A 15,524-nucleotide genomic window follows, 5' to 3' on the forward strand; every position below is an offset into this window, starting at 1 on the left:
CTTTGGCACGATGAATGGATGACTCTTTCACCCACACTGACATTCAATGATGGACACACCATTCCGCAACTCGGCTACGGCGTGTGGCAGGTTGAGGACGGCGTCGCAGAAAAAGTTGTCCGCCAGGCCTTCGAAGCCGGCTTCCGGCACATCGACACCGCCCACGCCTATCGCAACGAGGCAGGAGTGGGCCGGGCGATCGCCGGTTCGGGCCTCAGCCCTGAGGAAATCTTCATCACCACCAAGCTGTGGAACGCAGACCAGGGCTACGAATCCACGCTGGTGGCCTTCGAAGAATCCCTGGACCGGCTGGGCCTGGAAACATTGGACCTATACCTGATTCACTGGATGCAGCCCAAACAGGACAAGTACGTGGATACCTGGAAGGCGCTCATCGAACTCCAGAAGCGAGGCCGTGTCAGGTCCATCGGCGTTTCAAACTTCACGGTGGAGGGGCTGCAACGCCTGACGGACGAAACCGGCGTGGCTCCAGCCATCCACCAGATCGAACTGCACCCGTACTTCAGCCAGCGCGAACTCCGCGAATTCGGCGCTTCCAAGGGAATCCTGACCCAGGCCTGGTCCCCGCTGGGCCAGGGCGGTGAGCTCCTCGAGGATGGCACCGTGGCCTCCATTGCGGCCAAGCATCACGCCACGCCCGCCCAGGTGGTCATTGCCTGGCACTTGGCCATTGGCAACGTGGTGATCCCGAAGTCCGTCACGGAATCCCGGATCCAGGAAAACTTCGCAGCCTTGGATGTCAGGCTGGACAGCGATGACGTCGAGGCCATCAACGGCCTGGACCGGACCGCGAAGGGTGAAGGCCGCATCGGCCCGGACCCGGCAGTTTCTGACTTCGCCTGATCCCAGCAAACAAGTTCAGGAAAGTAGCTTCCGGCAAACGACCCGCACCTGCCCGGCCTAGGCCTGTCGGTGCGGGTTGCTGCTTTAAGCCGCGATCCGGGCCTGCTCCACCGCGACGGCATCAATGAGCGCCCAGCCATCCTCACCGCGGCAGTTCCTGCTGGCGAAGCGCTGGGCCTCTGCCATTGTGTCGAAGCTTTCCGCACGGATCCGGCCGCAATCGGCGTCGAAGTAGGTGACGTGAAATTCCTGTACTGGTTGGTTCTCCATAAATCCAGTGTGCAGCCGGGGTCTGACAATAACGCGGCATCAGGTCCGCGTGTTTGTGAGATATCGATCAACCTGAAAGAACGGCACCCTATTTGGAAGAAACGACTCATCGACTTGGAAGTCTTCCAAGTGCACGTGTTTGTTGTAGATGGACAAACTTATTGATCCTTGGACAACGGACCGTGCCGGGATCCATAACGCCGGCCGGGGACGGACAGGTTGAGTCGTCGAATCGGCAGGGTGTTGGTGAAGGGGCTGAACCCCAAGTCGATGTCAGTTGCGCTCATCAGATCAGGGCGGAGCTCGTCAATTGACCCTCCACGTCCCGTCAGAGCTGCGATGGACCTCGAGTCGCCGGTCGTCGTGCGAACAGGCTGTAAATTCGCGGAAGACCCAATCGTGATCAAGGGTTACCTCACGGCATCGGCCATATTCCGCTGTGACGAATATGTAGCTGTCGAAGCGGGCAATGGTCTCAGCCCAGGCCTTCCTGTGGTCCTTGCTGTACTGGCCCATCATGGGCGGTTTCGGTTCGTCCAGCAGGGGCAGGCCCTGGTCGATCAAGTCGATGAATTCAAACTCCGCGTCAGCACGTTGGCTCCCGTGTTCGTATACCAGTCGGCCACTGCCCTGCCCATGCGGACCGGACGTGTGCTGCCCGGGATGACGGCGATGTTCATGGCTGGCATGACCTTTCATGCTCCTTTCACCGGGCGCCGCTTTGGACGGGCTTGGCCTGCTGAGCCGCGCCTTGAACGGTCGCAAAGCGGACCGCCCGGGGCAGGCCGGCGATCAGGACTCCTGCCAAGGCTATATGCATCAGGCACAGGGTTACTTTCACGATTCCTGTGGTCCCGCCAGCAGCGGGCCCGGATAGTGAGAGAACGAGCACCGCGGCGCCGATGGTTCTCCACCAGGTCAGACCGGCCGCAAGGAATCTCCTGAGGACCCACAGCAGGACCCAGGCGATCAGCCCGGCGCCTACGGAGACCGCCGCGACCGAAGCCGCCGTCACAGTCTGTGGTGGCGCGCCGGGAAATTCAACAACCAGCGGGATGGTCAGCATGAGCACGGCGATGACCCAGATGAAAAGTGGGGCCAGGGTCGACAGCAGTATCCAGCCAATTGAAGAGATCGGGTGCCAGCTGACGCTGTGCTTCCCGGCATGTTCCGAGGTGATGCTCATGTCTTCCTCCAGAGTCAATTCTTGATATATTTAGTTAGGCAACTACATAATTAATGTTAGACGCCTAACTAATCGCTGACAAGGGGTTTGATGGACTACAACCAGGCCTATGCACTCAATCGGGCCCTCCGGACAATTGGCATGCGCCACCGCTCGCTGGCCGCTACCGAGCTCAACCGCCTCGGCCTTGCGATAGGCCAGGAGTCCCTAATCATGGAACTCGCAAACCAAGGGCCCAGAACCCAAGCGCAGCTCGCCACCGCAGCAGGCTGTGAACCCCCTACCATCACTTCCGCCGTGCAGAAGCTTGAGGCACTGGGGCTGGTGAGCCGGCGCCCATCCACCAAGGACCGGCGCGCAACGGTAGTAGAGCTGACAGTCAAGGGCGAGTCGCTGCTCGAAGGGCTGTCCGCTGCCTGGATCCATCTGGCGGAGTCGACAGTGGCCGGGCTGTCCCGTACCAAGGTGGAAGATATGATCGAGACCCTGGATGACCTGGCCGCGAGTCTTGAAACCGCGGCACGCGATCTGGACGCCCGCAGGCCAACCTGACCCACGCGCCGACTCCTTGTTGGAAGTCCTCCAAGTAGGCGAGTCGTATGAGTTTCGGAACAAGTTGACCTGACTCGAAGATCGAAAGCTAGTTCGCGATCGGGAATAAGGGTCATGCTCGGCCGGCGCCAAAATCCTCGGACCGGTAGTAGGTGACGATTCGGCGGTGGGAGCAAACGCCGTCGTCGTCCGGGACGTGCCCGCTGACTCCGTAGCTGTCGGGATCCCGGCCAGGGTGGACTTCCTTGACCCGGCACTGCTGATTTAGCCGACCGGCTCCAGCGCGTCGATGGCTTCCGTTTTTGAGGACGTGGCCAGCAACTGCAGGCCGGCGGCCGCCGGGGTGCCCTCGTCTGCGGTGTACATCAGGATCCGGTGATCGGACTCATCGGGCTGGCTGAGGACCTCAAAGTTCAGCTCCAGGCAGCCGACCTCCGGGTGGTGCATCATCTTCAGGCCCGACATGCAGTTCTCGACCGGATGCTTGGCCCACAGGTTTGCGAACTCGGGGCTGATGAGCGTCAGCTCGCCGACCAAGGCGGTCAGCTCACCGTCGTCGGAGCTGCGTCCTGCGAGCAGCCGCAGCGAGGACACCGCCCGGGTCGCTTCTTCCTGCCAGTTCACGTAGAGAGCACGGGTGTGCTCGTCCAGGAACAGGAGCTTGGTCATATTGGGCCGCTCGGCCGGAACGTTTGGACTGTCGAAGTTCAGGTGCCCGGCGACCAGCTTGTGGCCGAGGGTGTTCCACGACAGCACCTCGCTCCGCCGGCCCAGCACAACGGCTGGGGTCGCGGTCATCGAGTTGATCAGGCGCAGCGTTCCGGGGCGGACCCGATCCGGCCGTGACGGGCTGCGGCGCTTGGTCTTGACCGTCCTGGCCAGGTTGAAAAGGTGCAGCCTCTCGTCCTTGTTCAGGTTCAGCGCCCGGGCAATCGCGCCGGTCACGGCCTCGGAGGCGTTATTGCTCAGCCCCTGCTCCAGCCGCGTGTAGTAGGTGTTGCTGACCCCTGCCAGCATCGCCAACTCTTCACGACGGAGGCCAGGGACCCTGCGGATTCCATAGTTTTTGAGCCCCACGTCTTCAGGCTGCAATGCCGCCCTTCTGACGCGAAGGAACTCCCCAAGTTCACTCAAATTGCTCATTCCCCCATTGTGCCTGCGCACATCTTCATTGTCCTGTCACTGCCAGTGCTACCCACGAGGTGGTGTGGTTGTCGATTCCGAATACGCCCAAGCTGAAACAGGCACCATCCGAAACCACCCGCAAAGGCAAGGAATTCCCGTGACAACATCCCACGACGTGGACAGTCCCCAAAGCCAGGTCCTGGCACCTTCAGGACCCAGTATGACTGCAAAGCAGCGACTGATCCTTATCGTCCTGCTGACCGCCAGCTTCACCCTGGCCGTTGACTTCTCAATCCTTAACGTTGCCCTGCCGACCATTGGCGCCGACGTCGGCTTCGGCCTCGAAAACCTTCAGTGGATCGCGACTGCCTTCTCCCTGTGCGCGGCCGGACTCACCTTGCTCTTCGGTCGGGTCGCTGACCTTGTGGGCCGCCGGCGCATGTTCATGATCGGCATGGTCCTTCTCGGCGCCGGCTCCCTTCTTGGCGGGATTGCCGCTGACCCACTCGTCCTGATTGTCGCCCGAGTCGCCCAAGGTGTCGCGACAGCCATCGTGGTGCCTGCGGCCCTGTCGCTGCTGCTGAGCTCCTTCCCGGAAGGGAAGCTGCGGGAGAAGGCCCTGGGCCTGAACGGCGCCCTCATGGCCGCAGGATTCACCACCGGAGCCATCCTTGGCGGGCTGCTCACCGACCTGCTGAACTGGCGCTGGGCGTTCCTGATTAACGTTCCCGTCGCAGCGGCTGTGCTGCTCCTCGCACCGGTCGTGCTGGCCGAAAGCCGGCCCACCGAGAAGACCCGCCTGGATGTCCCCGGCGCCGTCACCGTCACGCTGGGCCTTCTCACCCTCGTCTTCGGACTCACCCACGCCGCCGAGTCCTCATGGACCGATTCGACCACCCTGGGATCCTTCGCGGCCGCAATCATCTTCCTCGCTGCCTTCGTCGCCGTTGAACGGCGGTCCGCTTCCCCGCTCGTCCCGCTGGCCATCCTCAAGCGCTCATCCGTGGCTTGGGGCAACATCGCCGGCATTCTGGCCTTCGTCACCGAAACCTCGCTGGTGTTCCTGCTCACCCTGTACCTGCAGCAGGTCCTGGGATACACCCCGCTCGGGGCCGGACTCGCGTTCGCCGTCCTGGGCCTGGGCACGGTTCTAGGCGGTGTTCTGGGGCCGAAGGTGATCGGCAGGGTCGGCAACAATCGCGCCATCGTGTTCGGCTTCATCGTTCAGGCCATCGCCACCGCCTCGCTGGTCATGCTCAGTAACGACCCTGCCGCCATCGTCCTGCTGCTCGTCGCGACGTTCGTTGGGGGCGTCGCGAACCTGGTAGTCATCGTCGGGTTTATGGTCACCGCCACCTCCGGTCTGCCCGGGGACGAGGCAGGGCTCGCCACCGGCCTGGCAACCATGAGCCAGCAGATCGGCATCACAATGGGCATCCCGATCATGAGCGCCATCTTCACCGCTCAGCTGGTGTCCCTTGGCTCGAACGATGCCCCGGCGGTGCTTACCGGCGTCACCCTGGCCATTTGGGTTAACGCCGCACTCTGCCTCGCGACCGCATTGTTGGTGGCACTGTTCCTGAAGAAGCCGGCCCCCACACCGGCCCCGGAAACCGTAAACGCTGTGAAGTGATGACGCGGATATTGCACGGCCGGTAGGTATACACAACTTTGCATCCGCCGGTCCCCGCACCAACACAGGCTTATGGCTGCGGAAGGGCCAGCCGCGATTCCGAATACTTGAGTTGGAAGTTCTTTCAACTAGGTCCTCATCTCACGGTGTTGGCGAGCCGGAGGACCCGTTCCCGGGCCAAGACTGCTGAGCGCTGCGTTTTGTCTGCGGCCCTGGCTGACTGCTTAGCCTCGGCAGACAGCGTTTCCAGCCGTCTCCGGGCGCTTTCCAACTGCTCCTCAGCGGCCTTCAGCCGGGTGCGGAGCTCCAGCGCCTCGGCGGTCAGCTGCGAGACTTCCGCCTGCACCTCCTCCAGCTGCCCGCGCCGCTCCTGTGCCACCCGGGAGGACTCCTCCCCTGCGGCGTTGGCCTCGTCCAGTGCGGCTTCCGCTTTCTCAAGAGCCGATGGGGACGCCGGCCGCGGTGTTTGCCGGACGGCCTGCAGCCGGGGCTTGTCCGCCGGACGCCGGACCGGGCCCCCCGGCGTCGTGCGTACCTTCTTTTCCGATCCGGCGGCGGGGGCCGTACGGGCAGCCGGCCGGGCAGTACGGGTGACTGACACCGCCCCAGGCACAGCTACGGCACCGTCGAGGTCCACCGTTTCCACTCCATCAGCAGACAGTGCCTGCAGCAGCCGTCCGCTCTGGACTGCCGCTGCGGCGCCCTCATCTGCAGTGAGGGCCCTCAGGGTGTTCTCGACGTCGGACGCGATGGCACCGCTGATGGTGCGCCCCTGCTGCTCGGACACCGAACGGGCGGCGTCGACGGCCGCAGCGAGCAGGGTGCGGCGCTCCCGTCCCAGCTCCCGGAGGCCCGCCGCATCCAGTGACGACTGGGCTTCCCGCATCCGTACGCCAAGCTCGGCGAGTTGGTCCAAGATATCCGGTTGATGAATGGCCAGCATGTTGATTGTCCAGGCCGCTACGGAGGGTTTGGGTAGCGCCCGCACCGCCGCCGGAAGCCCTGACCCCGACTCTGTGGCAGCTTTCGCAGCGGCGGTCCTGGCCGCCACGAACTCATCGAAAGGCAAGGCGTACAGTCCGTTTGCGATGTCCAGCAGTGCCGTGTCATCCATGCTCGCCATCATAGGGCCGAGCCAGGACCGTGACGTAAGTCCCAGAGGCGATGCAGTAGACGTGGTGCGTGTATCGAACCGAGCCAGGTGGAAAAGGGACAGGCGCACGCCACCCTTGGACGTTTGCCGGGGGTTTGCGTCAAGCCGTATCAATGAGTGCCTCTAGAGTTGCCATATGGGGACGAACAAAAGAAACACCAGCATGGCTCGCGCACTTTTCTCCGTCCTAATCGCCAGTGGGTTAGGGCTGGCCGGCTGCGCAGTACCTGGTACTAATGACACGATCCGGTCCGGTGCCCCATCCCCGACTTTGACGGCAGCGTGTCCCCGGGTAGAGGAGATTCCCGACCAGGCGCGGGGCTGTGCCGTGTACGATCCTGACGCTGCAATGGCCGAGAACGAGGTCTACCGTAAGGAGAGGCCTGTCGACGCCGGCTCTCAGGCCAAACTCGATTCCTACATCGCGCCCGCGCAGGAAGCGCTCGGCAAGATACCGCTGCCGGCCACGCAGGAAGGTGTCAAAAACGCACTTGCATCGGTGGGCCTCAGCAGGAGCGACGTGCAGACCGATGAGAGCGGCCGAGGTGTAAGATTCGGGGTTTCCGCCGGCGGCGGTTGCCTCAACGGGTTCGTGGGCAACGAGGGCCAACTCCAGGTCGGGACCGGTGGTTTTATCTTGGACGGTGGATGCCTCGCCATGTCCGGGCACTGATCGTCCTTGGGGTCCTTCGGGTGGTATCCATGATGAGTTCAGCACCGCGCTGTCCTCAGCGGAGGCTGCAGTAGCTTGCTCGGGCCGTGGCCACACTGTTTTCACCGTGTAGGAGCGTGTGCCATAACTGTGCCTAGGCCTCAGAGGTAGGCCTAACCTTAACCAGCAAAAAACCCCGCACTCTCGCCGTTTCGAGCGACAATACGGGGTTTATCCCGAGCTTCCTATCAGAATCGAACTGATGACCTTTTCATTACGAGTGAAACGCTCTACCGACTGAGCTAAGGAAGCACCGCATGGATTCGGACGGAAGAACCCGCCGGATCATGCAAGAGTCAACTGTAATAGAGTCCCTGCACCCGGGTCAAAATGGCCTCGAATGCTTTGCACGCAGACGCTCAGCAGACAGTGTTGTCGCCAGGTACTTTGCCGTCCACGAAGTAGCTGTCCACGGCATCTTCGATGCAGCTGTTGGACCTGCCGTAGGCGGTGTGGCCCTCGCCCCGCCACGTCAGCAGCGAGGCATTCTCCAGCTGCTTCCGCAGCGACGCGGCCCATTCCAGGGGGGTGGCGGGGTCTCCGGTGGTCCCGATGACCACGATCGGGGACTTGCCGGCGTACTTCACCGGCGCCGGAGTCCGCACGTTCTTGTATGGCCAGTCGGCGCAGTTGGTGCCGCCGTAGGCGAAGAAGTATCCGAGCGTGGGGGAGTCCTCGAGCAGCCGCTGCTCCTCGGCGCGCATGCCGGCGATGTCCGAGACCATGGGGTAGTCCAGGCAGTTGATGGCATTGAAGGCGAACGTTGAGTTGGACGTGTATGTTCCGTTGGAGGAACGGTCTGCGCCGAGGTCCGCCAGGCGGAGCATCAGGCTTACATCGCCGGTCATCGCGGCCTCGAGCGCCTGGGTCAGGGCCGGCCAGCTCTCGTTGTTGTACAACGGCGTGATGAGTCCGCTGACAAACATGGTCCCGTTCACTACCCGTCCGTCCTTGGCGGTGCGCGGGGTTTCCTGGACCGCGTTGATAAGGTCGCGGATCTGCTGGACGCCAGTGTCAACATTCCCGCTGAGCGGGCAGCCGCCCTTCTGCAGGCAATCGGCGACGTAGGACCGGATGGCTCTTTCGAAGGCACGGGCCTGGCCACTGGTCAGGTCCTCGTTGCTGATGGACGGATCCAGGGCGCCGTCGAGCACCATCCTGCCCACGTTGTCCGGGAACAGGGAGGCATAGGTGGACCCGAGGAACGTGCCGTAGGAATATCCGAGGTAATTGAGCTTGGCATCGTTGACCACCGCACGCAGAATGTCCAGGTCCTTGGCCGAGCTCACGGTATCGATGTGTCCCAGTGAAGGCCCCGTCTGTGCGGCGCACGCGGTACCGATCGCCTTGTTGTCCGCCAAGGCCGCCGCCAGGCCGGCGTCGGTGTCCAGGGCATAGATCTTGGCACGGGCGGCGTCCCGCTCGGCGTCCGTCATGCAGGTGACGGGGGAAGACCGCTTGACCCCTCGTGGGTCGAAGCCCACGACGTCGAAGTTGGACCGCACGGACTGGGAGAAGCGGGTTGCCGCCGCGTCCTTGACGAAGTCATAGCCTGAACCTCCTGGCCCGCCCGGATTCACCAGCAGGGTTCCGGTCTTCTTGCCTGTGCTCGGAGCCTTCAGTGCGGCAATCTGGATGGTGTCGCCGTCGGGCTTGTCATAGTCCATAGGGACAGTGACTTTGGCGCACTGAAAGCCATTTTCGCAGGGCTGCCACACAACCTCCTGCGAATAGAAGGAATCGAGCCCGGGGGGCGCGGAAGCAACGATCGAGGGGTCCGCTTTAACTGTGGAGGGGCTCTTGTCCTGGTTGCCGCCGTCAAAGAGGCTGCACGAGGCGAGCACCACAGCCAGGACCAGGGCGCCCGCAGCCCGCAGTCCGATCACCAGGGATCGGGGGTGTGCGGGCACGGGGTGGGCAGTCATCGTGAGGTCTCCTTGGAAGGGGCTAGATCAGGCTGGCTGCCATGGACTCTATGGTCAATAGCGGAGCAACGTTGGTGGTGGTGATGCGTTCGCGGGCTTTGTTGATGGCGTCCATCCGGGCGAGGGTGGTTTCCGGCGTGGACCGCCCGGCGAAATCCTCCAGTTCACCCCTTAGCTCAACGTTCACCAGCTCCACAGCATTCCCGAGTTGGATAATCAGCACATCCCGGTAGAAGGAGAGGAGATCCGTCAAGGTCCGGTCGAGTGAATCGGTGATTGAACGTTTGGCCCGTCGCTTCTGGTCGTCCTCGAGCTGCCTGACCTGGCTGCGCATGGCCGGTGGAAGCGTTCCGGACTCGGGAGCGCCCAGCGTGGCCAGGAGTGCTGCCTTCTCTGCGGCGTCGCGCTCTTCATTGGAGCTGTTGGCCTCGGCGGTGGCGATCTTCACCAGCTTGTCCGCCATCATCACTGCCGCCGTCACCCCGCGGAGTCCCAGCGGGAACTTCACGGTTTCCAGCCGGCGGTCCCTTGCCTCAGAGTCCCGCGCCAGCCGCCGTGCGATACCCACATGGCTTTGGGCCGCCCTCGCTGCACGCTCGGCGAGGGCAGGTTCCACGCCGTCTCGTTTAACGAGCAAAGCGGCGACGTCGGCGGCCGGCGGCAGCCGCAGCGCCACGGCACGGCAGCGTGAACGGATTGTCACCAGGACGTCTGCCGGAGACGGCGCGCACAGCATCCAGATGGTGCGCGGAGTGGGTTCCTCGATCGCCTTGAGCAGCACGTTCGTGGTGCGTTCGGCCATCCTGTCGGCGTCCTCCACAACGATGATCCGCCACCGCCCGGACGACGGCCTGTTGCCGGCCGTGGACACCAGTTCCCTGGCCTCGTCGATGGTGATGGTGACCTTCTCGGTCCGGACGAACGTGACGTCCGAATGCGTCTCGCCGAGGATGGTGTGGCAGGCAGCGCACTCACCGCAGCCGCGCAGGCTGACGTCGTCCTGATCGCAGTTAAGGGCGGCAGCAAACGCCTTGGCCGCATTGGAGCGGCCGGACCCGGGCGGTCCAGTGAACAGCCAGGCGTGCGTCAGCCCCTCGCCAAGGGAGGCCATCCGGAGCTGTTCGACGACGGCGGGCTGGCCTTGGAGGTCATCCCAGACAGTCATGCGGCACCACGGCCTGAGGACGCGAGCAGTCCGTCAACGCGCGTCAGGATCCGCGCCGCGAGTTCAGTCACCGGCAGGTGCGCGGGAAGCACGAGGTACGCCGCCGGCCGGCTGGCCGCGAGTTCAAGGAAGGCCTCCCTGATGCGGGTGTGGAAGTCGTCCGCCTCCGATTCCAGGCGGTCCTCGGCGGCATCCCCGGCGGTCCGGCGGACGCGGCCATCCACCGGATCCACGTCCAGAAGTACGGTGAGGTCAGGCTGCAGCCCGGAGGTGGCCCACTCGTTGAGCGACCGTACGGCATCGGTGCCAAGATCCCGTCCTGCCCCCTGGTAGGCCACAGAGGAGTCGATATAGCGGTCGGTAAGGACAATCTGGCCCTGCGCCAGCGCAGGGCGGATCACCTGGCTTGCGTGCGCGGCGCGCGAGGCTGCGAAGATAAGGGCCTCGGTGTGGGCATCGATATGTCCATGGCCGTGGTCAAGGACCAGGGAACGCAGCTTTTCGCCGATCGGTGTTCCGCCCGGCTCGCGCGTACGCAAGACCGTCAGGCCGCGGGACTCCAGCGCCTCGGCCAGACGCGCCGTCTGGGTGGACTTGCCCGCGCCGTCGCCGCCTTCAAAGGCGATGAAAAGTCCGGGGCTCTGGTTAGTCACCTGACCAGCCTACCGACCACCTCTGACAATCACCCATTGGCGGTACCCCTCTAAGTAATGGGCCAGCCACCCGCGTAGCGCCTCAGGCGCCCCCAGGCTCCAAAGTACGCTTTCTGCATGAGCCTTTCAGAAGAGCACGCGGCATCCCTGTCGGCCGAGACAGTGGTGGTTGCCGCCGGCCGCCCGCCACGCGTGCGGGACGAACCAGTTAACCCACCGATCGTGCTGTCCTCCACGTACTTCGGCACCGGACCCCTCTCTGATGGGGACCGTGGCTACGGCCGGTATTCCAACCCCACCTGGGACCCCTTCGAAGAGGCGCTGGGCCAGCTTGAAGGTTCCGGACTGCCGGGCCTGGTCTACGCGTCCGGGCTGGCAGCAGTGAGCTCGGCCTTGTCCCTGGTCCCGGCCGGAGGCATCCTGGTGATGCCCTCGCACAGCTACTCGGGGTCTCTGGTCATGGCCACCGAGCTTGCCCAGAAGGGATTCCTGGAGCTCCGCACCGTGGACATAGCGGATACCGATGCAGTGAAGGAACAGTTGGCACCCCAGGGGCACGGTGCCCGGACGGCGAGCATGTTGTGGCTCGAAAGCCCCACCAACCCCATGCTGGGCATCGCCGACATCCGGGAGCTCACAGCTGCCGCCCACCGGGCCGGGGCCATCGTTGTCACGGACAACACGTTCTCCACCCCGTTGGTGCAGCAGCCCCTGGGACTGGGTTCCGACGTCGTGCTTCACTCGGTGACCAAGTACTTGGCCGGGCACTCCGACGTAGTCCTCGGCGCCCTGGTGACCTCGAATCCGGACATCCGGGCGGCGCTCCTGCACCACCGCATCATCCACGGCGGCATCGCCGGCCCCTTCGAAGCCTGGCTGGCACTGCGCGGGCTGAGGACCCTTGCGCTGCGCGTGGAACGCTCGCAGTCATCAGCAGCGGTGCTGGCCGAACGTCTGAGCGGCCACCCCCTGGTTGAAAGCATCCGGTTTCCGGGGCTTTCCACGGACCCCGGCCATGAACGTGCCAGGACCCAGATGTCAGGCTTCGGGTCCATTATCTGCATCCAGATCGCCGCCGCGGACGGCCTCAGCGGCGCTGACGCCGCCGACAAGCTCATCGGCGCGTTGCAGCTCTGGCTGCCGGCGACGTCCCTGGGCGGGGTGGAGTCGCTGATCGAACGGCGCCGCCGTCACAGCGCCGAGCCGCTCAGCGTGCCGGAGAACCTGGTGCGTTTGAGTGTCGGGATTGAGAACGTTGACGACCTCTGGGCCGATTTGAAGCAGGCGCTGGACTCGCTGGGCGGCTAGTCTTGGATGGTGGACGGTCAACTGATGATTCGGTATGTAGAGCAGGCAGTGTTCTTTATCCTTGCCCTGGTGGCACTCGGACTGGAGCTGTGGGCTCTGCTTGACTGCGTCCGCCACAGGGCGGGGGCTTTTGAGGCCACCGGCAAACGGACCAAGACTTTCTGGCTGGCGCTCACTGCCGGCGCCACACTTGTGGGTGTCATCTCGCTCTTCGGCAGCGGCGGCGGGCTGTTCGGCACGCTGGGCCTGTTCGGTCTGGCCGCCGTCGTGGCCGCATCCGTGTACCTCGCCGATGTGCGGCCCGCCGTCAAGGACGCCGGGCGTGGAGGCAGCCGCAACACCGGGCCCTACGGCCCCTGGTGACCGGCGGCTCCTAGCCGCCCGACGGCGCCACGGCCTGCCAGCCCACTGTCAGTTCCCCCAGCCGCCACCGCGACGGCCCGTCCTGAACCGGCCACCCGGCGTCGAGCAGTGCCTTGCACATGGCATGCCAGCGCTGGCGGTTCCCGAACGACGCCAGCGGCGCCGATTCCAGCCACGCCCGGTCCATCGCCTGCATCAAGTCGTGGATCCGCTCGCCCGGGACATTACGGTGGATGAGCGCCTTGGGCAGCCTCTCGGCGATCTCGGACGGCAGGTTGAAACTGCCGAACCGCACCGACATGCTCAGGGACAGTGGCCGCTGCGCATCGAGCGCAACCCACGTCACCCGGCGCCCGATCTCATCACACGTGCCGTCGATGAACAGGCCGCCGGGGGAGAGCCGGCCCTGGACGAGGCGCCAGATCCCCTCGACGTCCGCCTCCTCATACTGCCGCAGCACGTTGAACGCCCGGACCAGTACAGGCCTGCCGGGCACCGGGAGTTCAAAGCCGCCAACCAGGAAGGTCAACCCCGGCCGTTCCAAGGCCTTGGCTACCTGCACGCGCCCCGGTTCGATCTCGATACCGCAGACGCGGACGTCCGGACGGACAGTGGCCAGGCGCTCAAAGAGTTCGACGGCGGTGGCCGGCGTTGCGCCATAGCCCAGGTCAACGACCAGAGGGTCCTGCGCGGCGCGAAGCCGCCACGCCTGGGGCCCGGTGATCCAGCGGTCCACGCGCCGCATGCGGTTGGGGTTGGTGGTGCCGCGGGTGATATTTCCGACCGGCCTGCCGGGCCTGTTCTTGCCGGAGGTCTGCGGGGCCGCGACCCGCTCAGCTTTTTGCACCACCGCCCAACCCTATCCTTGTAACGCTGGGCGGGCCGCTGTGTGCCTCGGCTAGGATGAAAATCATGACTTACAAGCTGATTCTGCTGCGCCACGGCCACAGCGAATGGAACGCCAAGAACCTGTTCACCGGCTGGGTGGACGTTGACCTTAACGATCAGGGCCGCACGGAGGCCGTCCGCGGCGGTGAGCTTCTGGTTGAGCACGATGTGCTCCCGGACATCCTCTACACCTCCCTGCTCAAGCGGGCAATCAACACCGCCAACATCTCCCTTGACAAGGCTGACCGTGGCTGGATCCCGGTCAAGCGTGACTGGCGCCTCAACGAACGCCACTACGGTGCGCTGCAGGGCAAGGACAAGGCACAGACCCTGGCCGAGTACGGCGAGGATCAGTTCATGGAATGGCGCCGCTCCTACGACACCCCGCCGCCGCCCCTCGCTGATGACTCCGAGTTCTCGCAGGTCGGCGATCCCCGCTATGCGGATATCGGCGACGTCGTGCCCCGCACCGAGTGCCTCAAGGATGTCCTGGTCCGCCTCCTGCCGTACTGGGAGTCGGACATCAAGGAAGACCTCAAGGCCGGCAAGACAGTCCTAGTGACGGCCCACGGCAACTCTCTGCGCGCGCTGGTCAAGCACTTGGACGGCATCAGCGACGACGCCATCGCCAGCCTGAACATTCCCACCGGCATCCCGCTGGTTTACGACCTCGACGACGACTTCCAGCCGATCACCCGCGGCGGCACATACCTCGACCCGGACGCCGCCGCTGACGCGATCCTGGCCGTAGCCAACCAGGGCAAGAAGTAAGGCCACAGCCCAAGTCCTGCTGAAATGACGAGCGGCCGGTCACCCCCAAGGTGACCGGCCGCCGTCGTACAGGAGATTTTGTCCAGATGATGGCATTTAGGCGCCGTTTAAGTCGCACATCTGGGACAAAAACCCGGACGGGGTCAGGCGTGTTCGATCCCGTTAGGCTGCCACGCACCGGTGACCAGGTACGTAACCTTTTGTGCCACGGAAACGCCATGGTCGGCGAAACGCTCAAAGTAGCGGCTCGCGAGTGCCACATCCACCGTGGTGGCGGGGGATTCGTGCCAGTCGCTCTGTGCGATTGCCTTGAACACACTTACGTGAAGGTCGTTGACGGCGCTGTTCGCCTTCAGGATGTCGCGGGCCACCTCAAGGTCGCGCGTCTCTAGCAGTACCGTCAGCTTGTCCGCAATCAGCTGGTCCAGTTCGGCCAGCCTCTTGAAAGTCTCCGTCATGGAGGCGGGGATGACAGTGGACGGGAAACGCAGCCTCGCCAGCTGGGCGATGTGCCGTGCAAGGTCGCCCATGCGTTCGAGGGAGGCGCTCATGCGAAGCGAGCCCACAATCATGCGCAGATCGCTGGCCACCGGCCCCTGCAGGGCAAGGATGTCGATGGCGCGCTCATCCAAGCTGTTCTGGAGGAAATCGATGCGGGCGTCTGCGGCGATGACATCCTGGGCGAGATCCACGTCAGCCACCTGGAAGGCCGTTGTCGCCTTCCCGATCGCCGCGCTGACCAACTGCGAGATCTCGACCAACTGGTCGCCCACCTGGGTCAGTTCTTCCTGAAAAACCTTACGCACGTAGGCGTCCTTTCTTTGAAACCCCGGCCGTGAATCTGCAGCAGGAATTCATATCGCCGATTCGGCACTCCAGCGGGTAACTCTGCCAGTGTCCGGTGAACGGTTAGGCATCTGTAGATGAACGTTAGCTGAACCGTCGGTGCAACCGGC

At 64.0% G+C, this 15,524-nt stretch carries 18 protein-coding genes, 1 tRNA gene and 1 pseudogene; 8 read left to right on the forward strand and 12 right to left on the reverse strand.

Going from position 1 to position 15,524, the window contains the following annotated elements; genetic code table 11:
• Window positions 1-18: 18 nt before the first annotated feature.
• Window positions 19-864, forward strand: coding sequence for an aldo/keto reductase (locus J7E83_RS14120; RefSeq protein WP_214963141.1), 846 nt, complete (start codon window positions 19-21; stop codon window positions 862-864).
• Window positions 865-948: 84 nt separating this feature from the next.
• Here the strand turns inward: J7E83_RS14120 and J7E83_RS14125 are convergent, their stop codons facing one another.
• From J7E83_RS14125 to J7E83_RS14140, 4 genes are all read right to left on the reverse strand, one after another.
• Window positions 949-1,134, reverse strand: coding sequence for a hypothetical protein (locus J7E83_RS14125; protein ID WP_214963142.1), 186 nt, complete (start codon window positions 1,132-1,134; stop codon window positions 949-951).
• A gap of 158 nt (window positions 1,135-1,292) precedes the next feature.
• The gene (locus J7E83_RS21610; RefSeq protein ID WP_396020552.1) at window positions 1,293-1,541 is read right to left on the reverse strand and encodes a putative glycolipid-binding domain-containing protein; all 249 of its coding nucleotides are present in this window, start codon (window positions 1,539-1,541) and stop codon (window positions 1,293-1,295) included.
• On the reverse strand, window positions 1,441-1,833 hold the full coding sequence (locus tag J7E83_RS14135; protein WP_214963146.1) for an NAD(P)H-dependent oxidoreductase: 393 nt from the start codon (window positions 1,831-1,833) through the stop codon (window positions 1,441-1,443). Before J7E83_RS14135 ends, J7E83_RS21610 begins: the two co-directional genes overlap by 101 nt.
• A gap of 7 nt (window positions 1,834-1,840) precedes the next feature.
• Complete coding sequence (locus J7E83_RS14140; RefSeq protein WP_214963148.1) at window positions 1,841-2,320, reverse strand: DUF6069 family protein; 480 nt, start codon at window positions 2,318-2,320, stop codon at window positions 1,841-1,843.
• Window positions 2,321-2,410: 90 nt separating this feature from the next.
• Between J7E83_RS14140 and J7E83_RS14145 the strand changes: the two genes are divergently transcribed.
• Both J7E83_RS14145 and J7E83_RS14150 read left to right on the forward strand, forming a co-directional pair.
• Window positions 2,411-2,872, forward strand: a complete 462-nt coding sequence (locus J7E83_RS14145) for a MarR family winged helix-turn-helix transcriptional regulator (RefSeq protein ID WP_214963150.1) — start codon at window positions 2,411-2,413, stop codon at window positions 2,870-2,872.
• Between the two features lie 121 nt (window positions 2,873-2,993).
• A pseudogene (locus J7E83_RS14150) lies at window positions 2,994-3,140 on the forward strand (serine O-acetyltransferase); the annotation flags it as partial.
• Here the strand turns inward: J7E83_RS14150 and J7E83_RS14155 are convergent.
• Complete coding sequence (locus J7E83_RS14155) at window positions 3,137-4,015, reverse strand: helix-turn-helix transcriptional regulator (protein WP_214963152.1); 879 nt, start codon at window positions 4,013-4,015, stop codon at window positions 3,137-3,139. The pseudogene J7E83_RS14150 and the gene J7E83_RS14155 overlap by 4 nt on opposite strands.
• A gap of 202 nt (window positions 4,016-4,217) precedes the next feature.
• On the opposite strand from J7E83_RS14155, the gene J7E83_RS14160 reads away from it, so the two are divergent.
• On the forward strand, window positions 4,218-5,630 hold the full coding sequence (locus J7E83_RS14160) for an MFS transporter (protein WP_214963205.1): 1,413 nt from the start codon (window positions 4,218-4,220) through the stop codon (window positions 5,628-5,630).
• Between the two features lie 136 nt (window positions 5,631-5,766).
• Here J7E83_RS14160 and J7E83_RS14165 read toward each other — a convergent pair whose 3' ends face one another.
• The gene (locus J7E83_RS14165) at window positions 5,767-6,744 is read right to left on the reverse strand and encodes a hypothetical protein (protein ID WP_214963154.1); all 978 of its coding nucleotides are present in this window, start codon (window positions 6,742-6,744) and stop codon (window positions 5,767-5,769) included.
• A gap of 388 nt (window positions 6,745-7,132) precedes the next feature.
• Here J7E83_RS14165 and J7E83_RS14170 point away from each other — a divergent pair, with 388 nt between their 5' ends.
• A complete protein-coding gene (locus J7E83_RS14170) occupies window positions 7,133-7,456 on the forward strand; it encodes a hypothetical protein (protein ID WP_214963156.1) in 324 nt (107 codons plus the stop codon).
• Between the two features lie 218 nt (window positions 7,457-7,674).
• Here J7E83_RS14170 and J7E83_RS14175 read toward each other — a convergent pair.
• From J7E83_RS14175 to tmk, 4 genes are all read right to left on the reverse strand, one after another.
• A tRNA-Thr gene (locus tag J7E83_RS14175) sits at window positions 7,675-7,747 on the reverse strand.
• A 107-nt stretch (window positions 7,748-7,854) separates the two neighbouring features.
• Window positions 7,855-9,420 carry an alpha/beta hydrolase gene (locus J7E83_RS14180; RefSeq protein ID WP_214963158.1) on the reverse strand — a complete coding sequence of 522 codons (1,566 nt, stop codon included), beginning with the start codon at window positions 9,418-9,420 and terminating at the stop codon, window positions 7,855-7,857.
• 22 nt (window positions 9,421-9,442) lie between these two features.
• Window positions 9,443-10,585 (reverse strand): DNA polymerase III subunit delta', encoded by a 1,143-nt coding sequence (locus J7E83_RS14185; RefSeq protein WP_214963161.1) that lies wholly within the window; start codon window positions 10,583-10,585, stop codon window positions 9,443-9,445.
• Window positions 10,582-11,238: a dTMP kinase gene (gene tmk, locus J7E83_RS14190; RefSeq protein WP_214963163.1), complete on the reverse strand. Its 657-nt coding sequence runs from the start codon at window positions 11,236-11,238 to the stop codon at window positions 10,582-10,584. Before tmk ends, J7E83_RS14185 begins: the two co-directional genes overlap by 4 nt.
• A gap of 117 nt (window positions 11,239-11,355) precedes the next feature.
• On the opposite strand from tmk, the gene J7E83_RS14195 reads away from it, so the two are divergent.
• Together J7E83_RS14195 and J7E83_RS14200 are read left to right on the forward strand one after the other, a co-directional pair.
• Window positions 11,356-12,546 (forward strand): PLP-dependent aspartate aminotransferase family protein, encoded by a 1,191-nt coding sequence (locus J7E83_RS14195; RefSeq protein ID WP_214963164.1) that lies wholly within the window; start codon window positions 11,356-11,358, stop codon window positions 12,544-12,546.
• Window positions 12,547-12,555: 9 nt separating this feature from the next.
• Window positions 12,556-12,909, forward strand: a complete 354-nt coding sequence (locus J7E83_RS14200) for a DUF2516 family protein (protein ID WP_214963166.1) — start codon at window positions 12,556-12,558, stop codon at window positions 12,907-12,909.
• A gap of 10 nt (window positions 12,910-12,919) precedes the next feature.
• On the opposite strand, the gene J7E83_RS14205 is transcribed toward J7E83_RS14200, so the two are convergent.
• Window positions 12,920-13,759 carry a class I SAM-dependent methyltransferase gene (locus J7E83_RS14205; RefSeq protein ID WP_214963168.1) on the reverse strand — a complete coding sequence of 280 codons (840 nt, stop codon included), beginning with the start codon at window positions 13,757-13,759 and terminating at the stop codon, window positions 12,920-12,922.
• Between the two features lie 62 nt (window positions 13,760-13,821).
• Here J7E83_RS14205 and J7E83_RS14210 point away from each other — a divergent pair, with 62 nt between their 5' ends.
• Window positions 13,822-14,568: a phosphoglyceromutase gene (locus tag J7E83_RS14210; protein WP_214963170.1), complete on the forward strand. Its 747-nt coding sequence runs from the start codon at window positions 13,822-13,824 to the stop codon at window positions 14,566-14,568.
• Window positions 14,569-14,711: 143 nt separating this feature from the next.
• On the opposite strand, the gene phoU is transcribed toward J7E83_RS14210, so the two are convergent.
• Complete coding sequence (gene phoU, locus J7E83_RS14215; RefSeq protein WP_214963176.1) at window positions 14,712-15,374, reverse strand: phosphate signaling complex protein PhoU; 663 nt, start codon at window positions 15,372-15,374, stop codon at window positions 14,712-14,714.
• Window positions 15,375-15,524: the final 150 nt, after the last annotated feature.

The organism is Arthrobacter sp. ISL-48, from assembly GCF_018613805.1.
Classification (GTDB): domain Bacteria; phylum Actinomycetota; class Actinomycetes; order Actinomycetales; family Micrococcaceae; genus Arthrobacter.

Coding starts and splice junctions, on each gene's coding strand:
- J7E83_RS14120 (WP_214963141.1), top strand. CDS start 19: ATGACTCTTTCACCCACACTGACATTCAATGATGGACACACCATTCCG.
- J7E83_RS14125 (WP_214963142.1), bottom strand. CDS start 1,134: ATGGAGAACCAACCAGTACAGGAATTTCACGTCACCTACTTCGACGCC.
- J7E83_RS14135 (WP_214963146.1), bottom strand. CDS start 1,833: ATGAAAGGTCATGCCAGCCATGAACATCGCCGTCATCCCGGGCAGCAC.
- J7E83_RS14140 (WP_214963148.1), bottom strand. CDS start 2,320: ATGAGCATCACCTCGGAACATGCCGGGAAGCACAGCGTCAGCTGGCAC.
- J7E83_RS14145 (WP_214963150.1), top strand. CDS start 2,411: ATGGACTACAACCAGGCCTATGCACTCAATCGGGCCCTCCGGACAATT.
- J7E83_RS14155 (WP_214963152.1), bottom strand. CDS start 4,015: ATGAGCAATTTGAGTGAACTTGGGGAGTTCCTTCGCGTCAGAAGGGCG.
- J7E83_RS14160 (WP_214963205.1), top strand. CDS start 4,218: ATGACTGCAAAGCAGCGACTGATCCTTATCGTCCTGCTGACCGCCAGC.
- J7E83_RS14165 (WP_214963154.1), bottom strand. CDS start 6,744: ATGGATGACACGGCACTGCTGGACATCGCAAACGGACTGTACGCCTTG.
- J7E83_RS14170 (WP_214963156.1), top strand. CDS start 7,133: ATGGCCGAGAACGAGGTCTACCGTAAGGAGAGGCCTGTCGACGCCGGC.
- J7E83_RS14180 (WP_214963158.1), bottom strand. CDS start 9,420: ATGACTGCCCACCCCGTGCCCGCACACCCCCGATCCCTGGTGATCGGA.
- J7E83_RS14185 (WP_214963161.1), bottom strand. CDS start 10,585: ATGACTGTCTGGGATGACCTCCAAGGCCAGCCCGCCGTCGTCGAACAG.
- J7E83_RS14195 (WP_214963164.1), top strand. CDS start 11,356: ATGAGCCTTTCAGAAGAGCACGCGGCATCCCTGTCGGCCGAGACAGTG.
- J7E83_RS14210 (WP_214963170.1), top strand. CDS start 13,822: ATGACTTACAAGCTGATTCTGCTGCGCCACGGCCACAGCGAATGGAAC.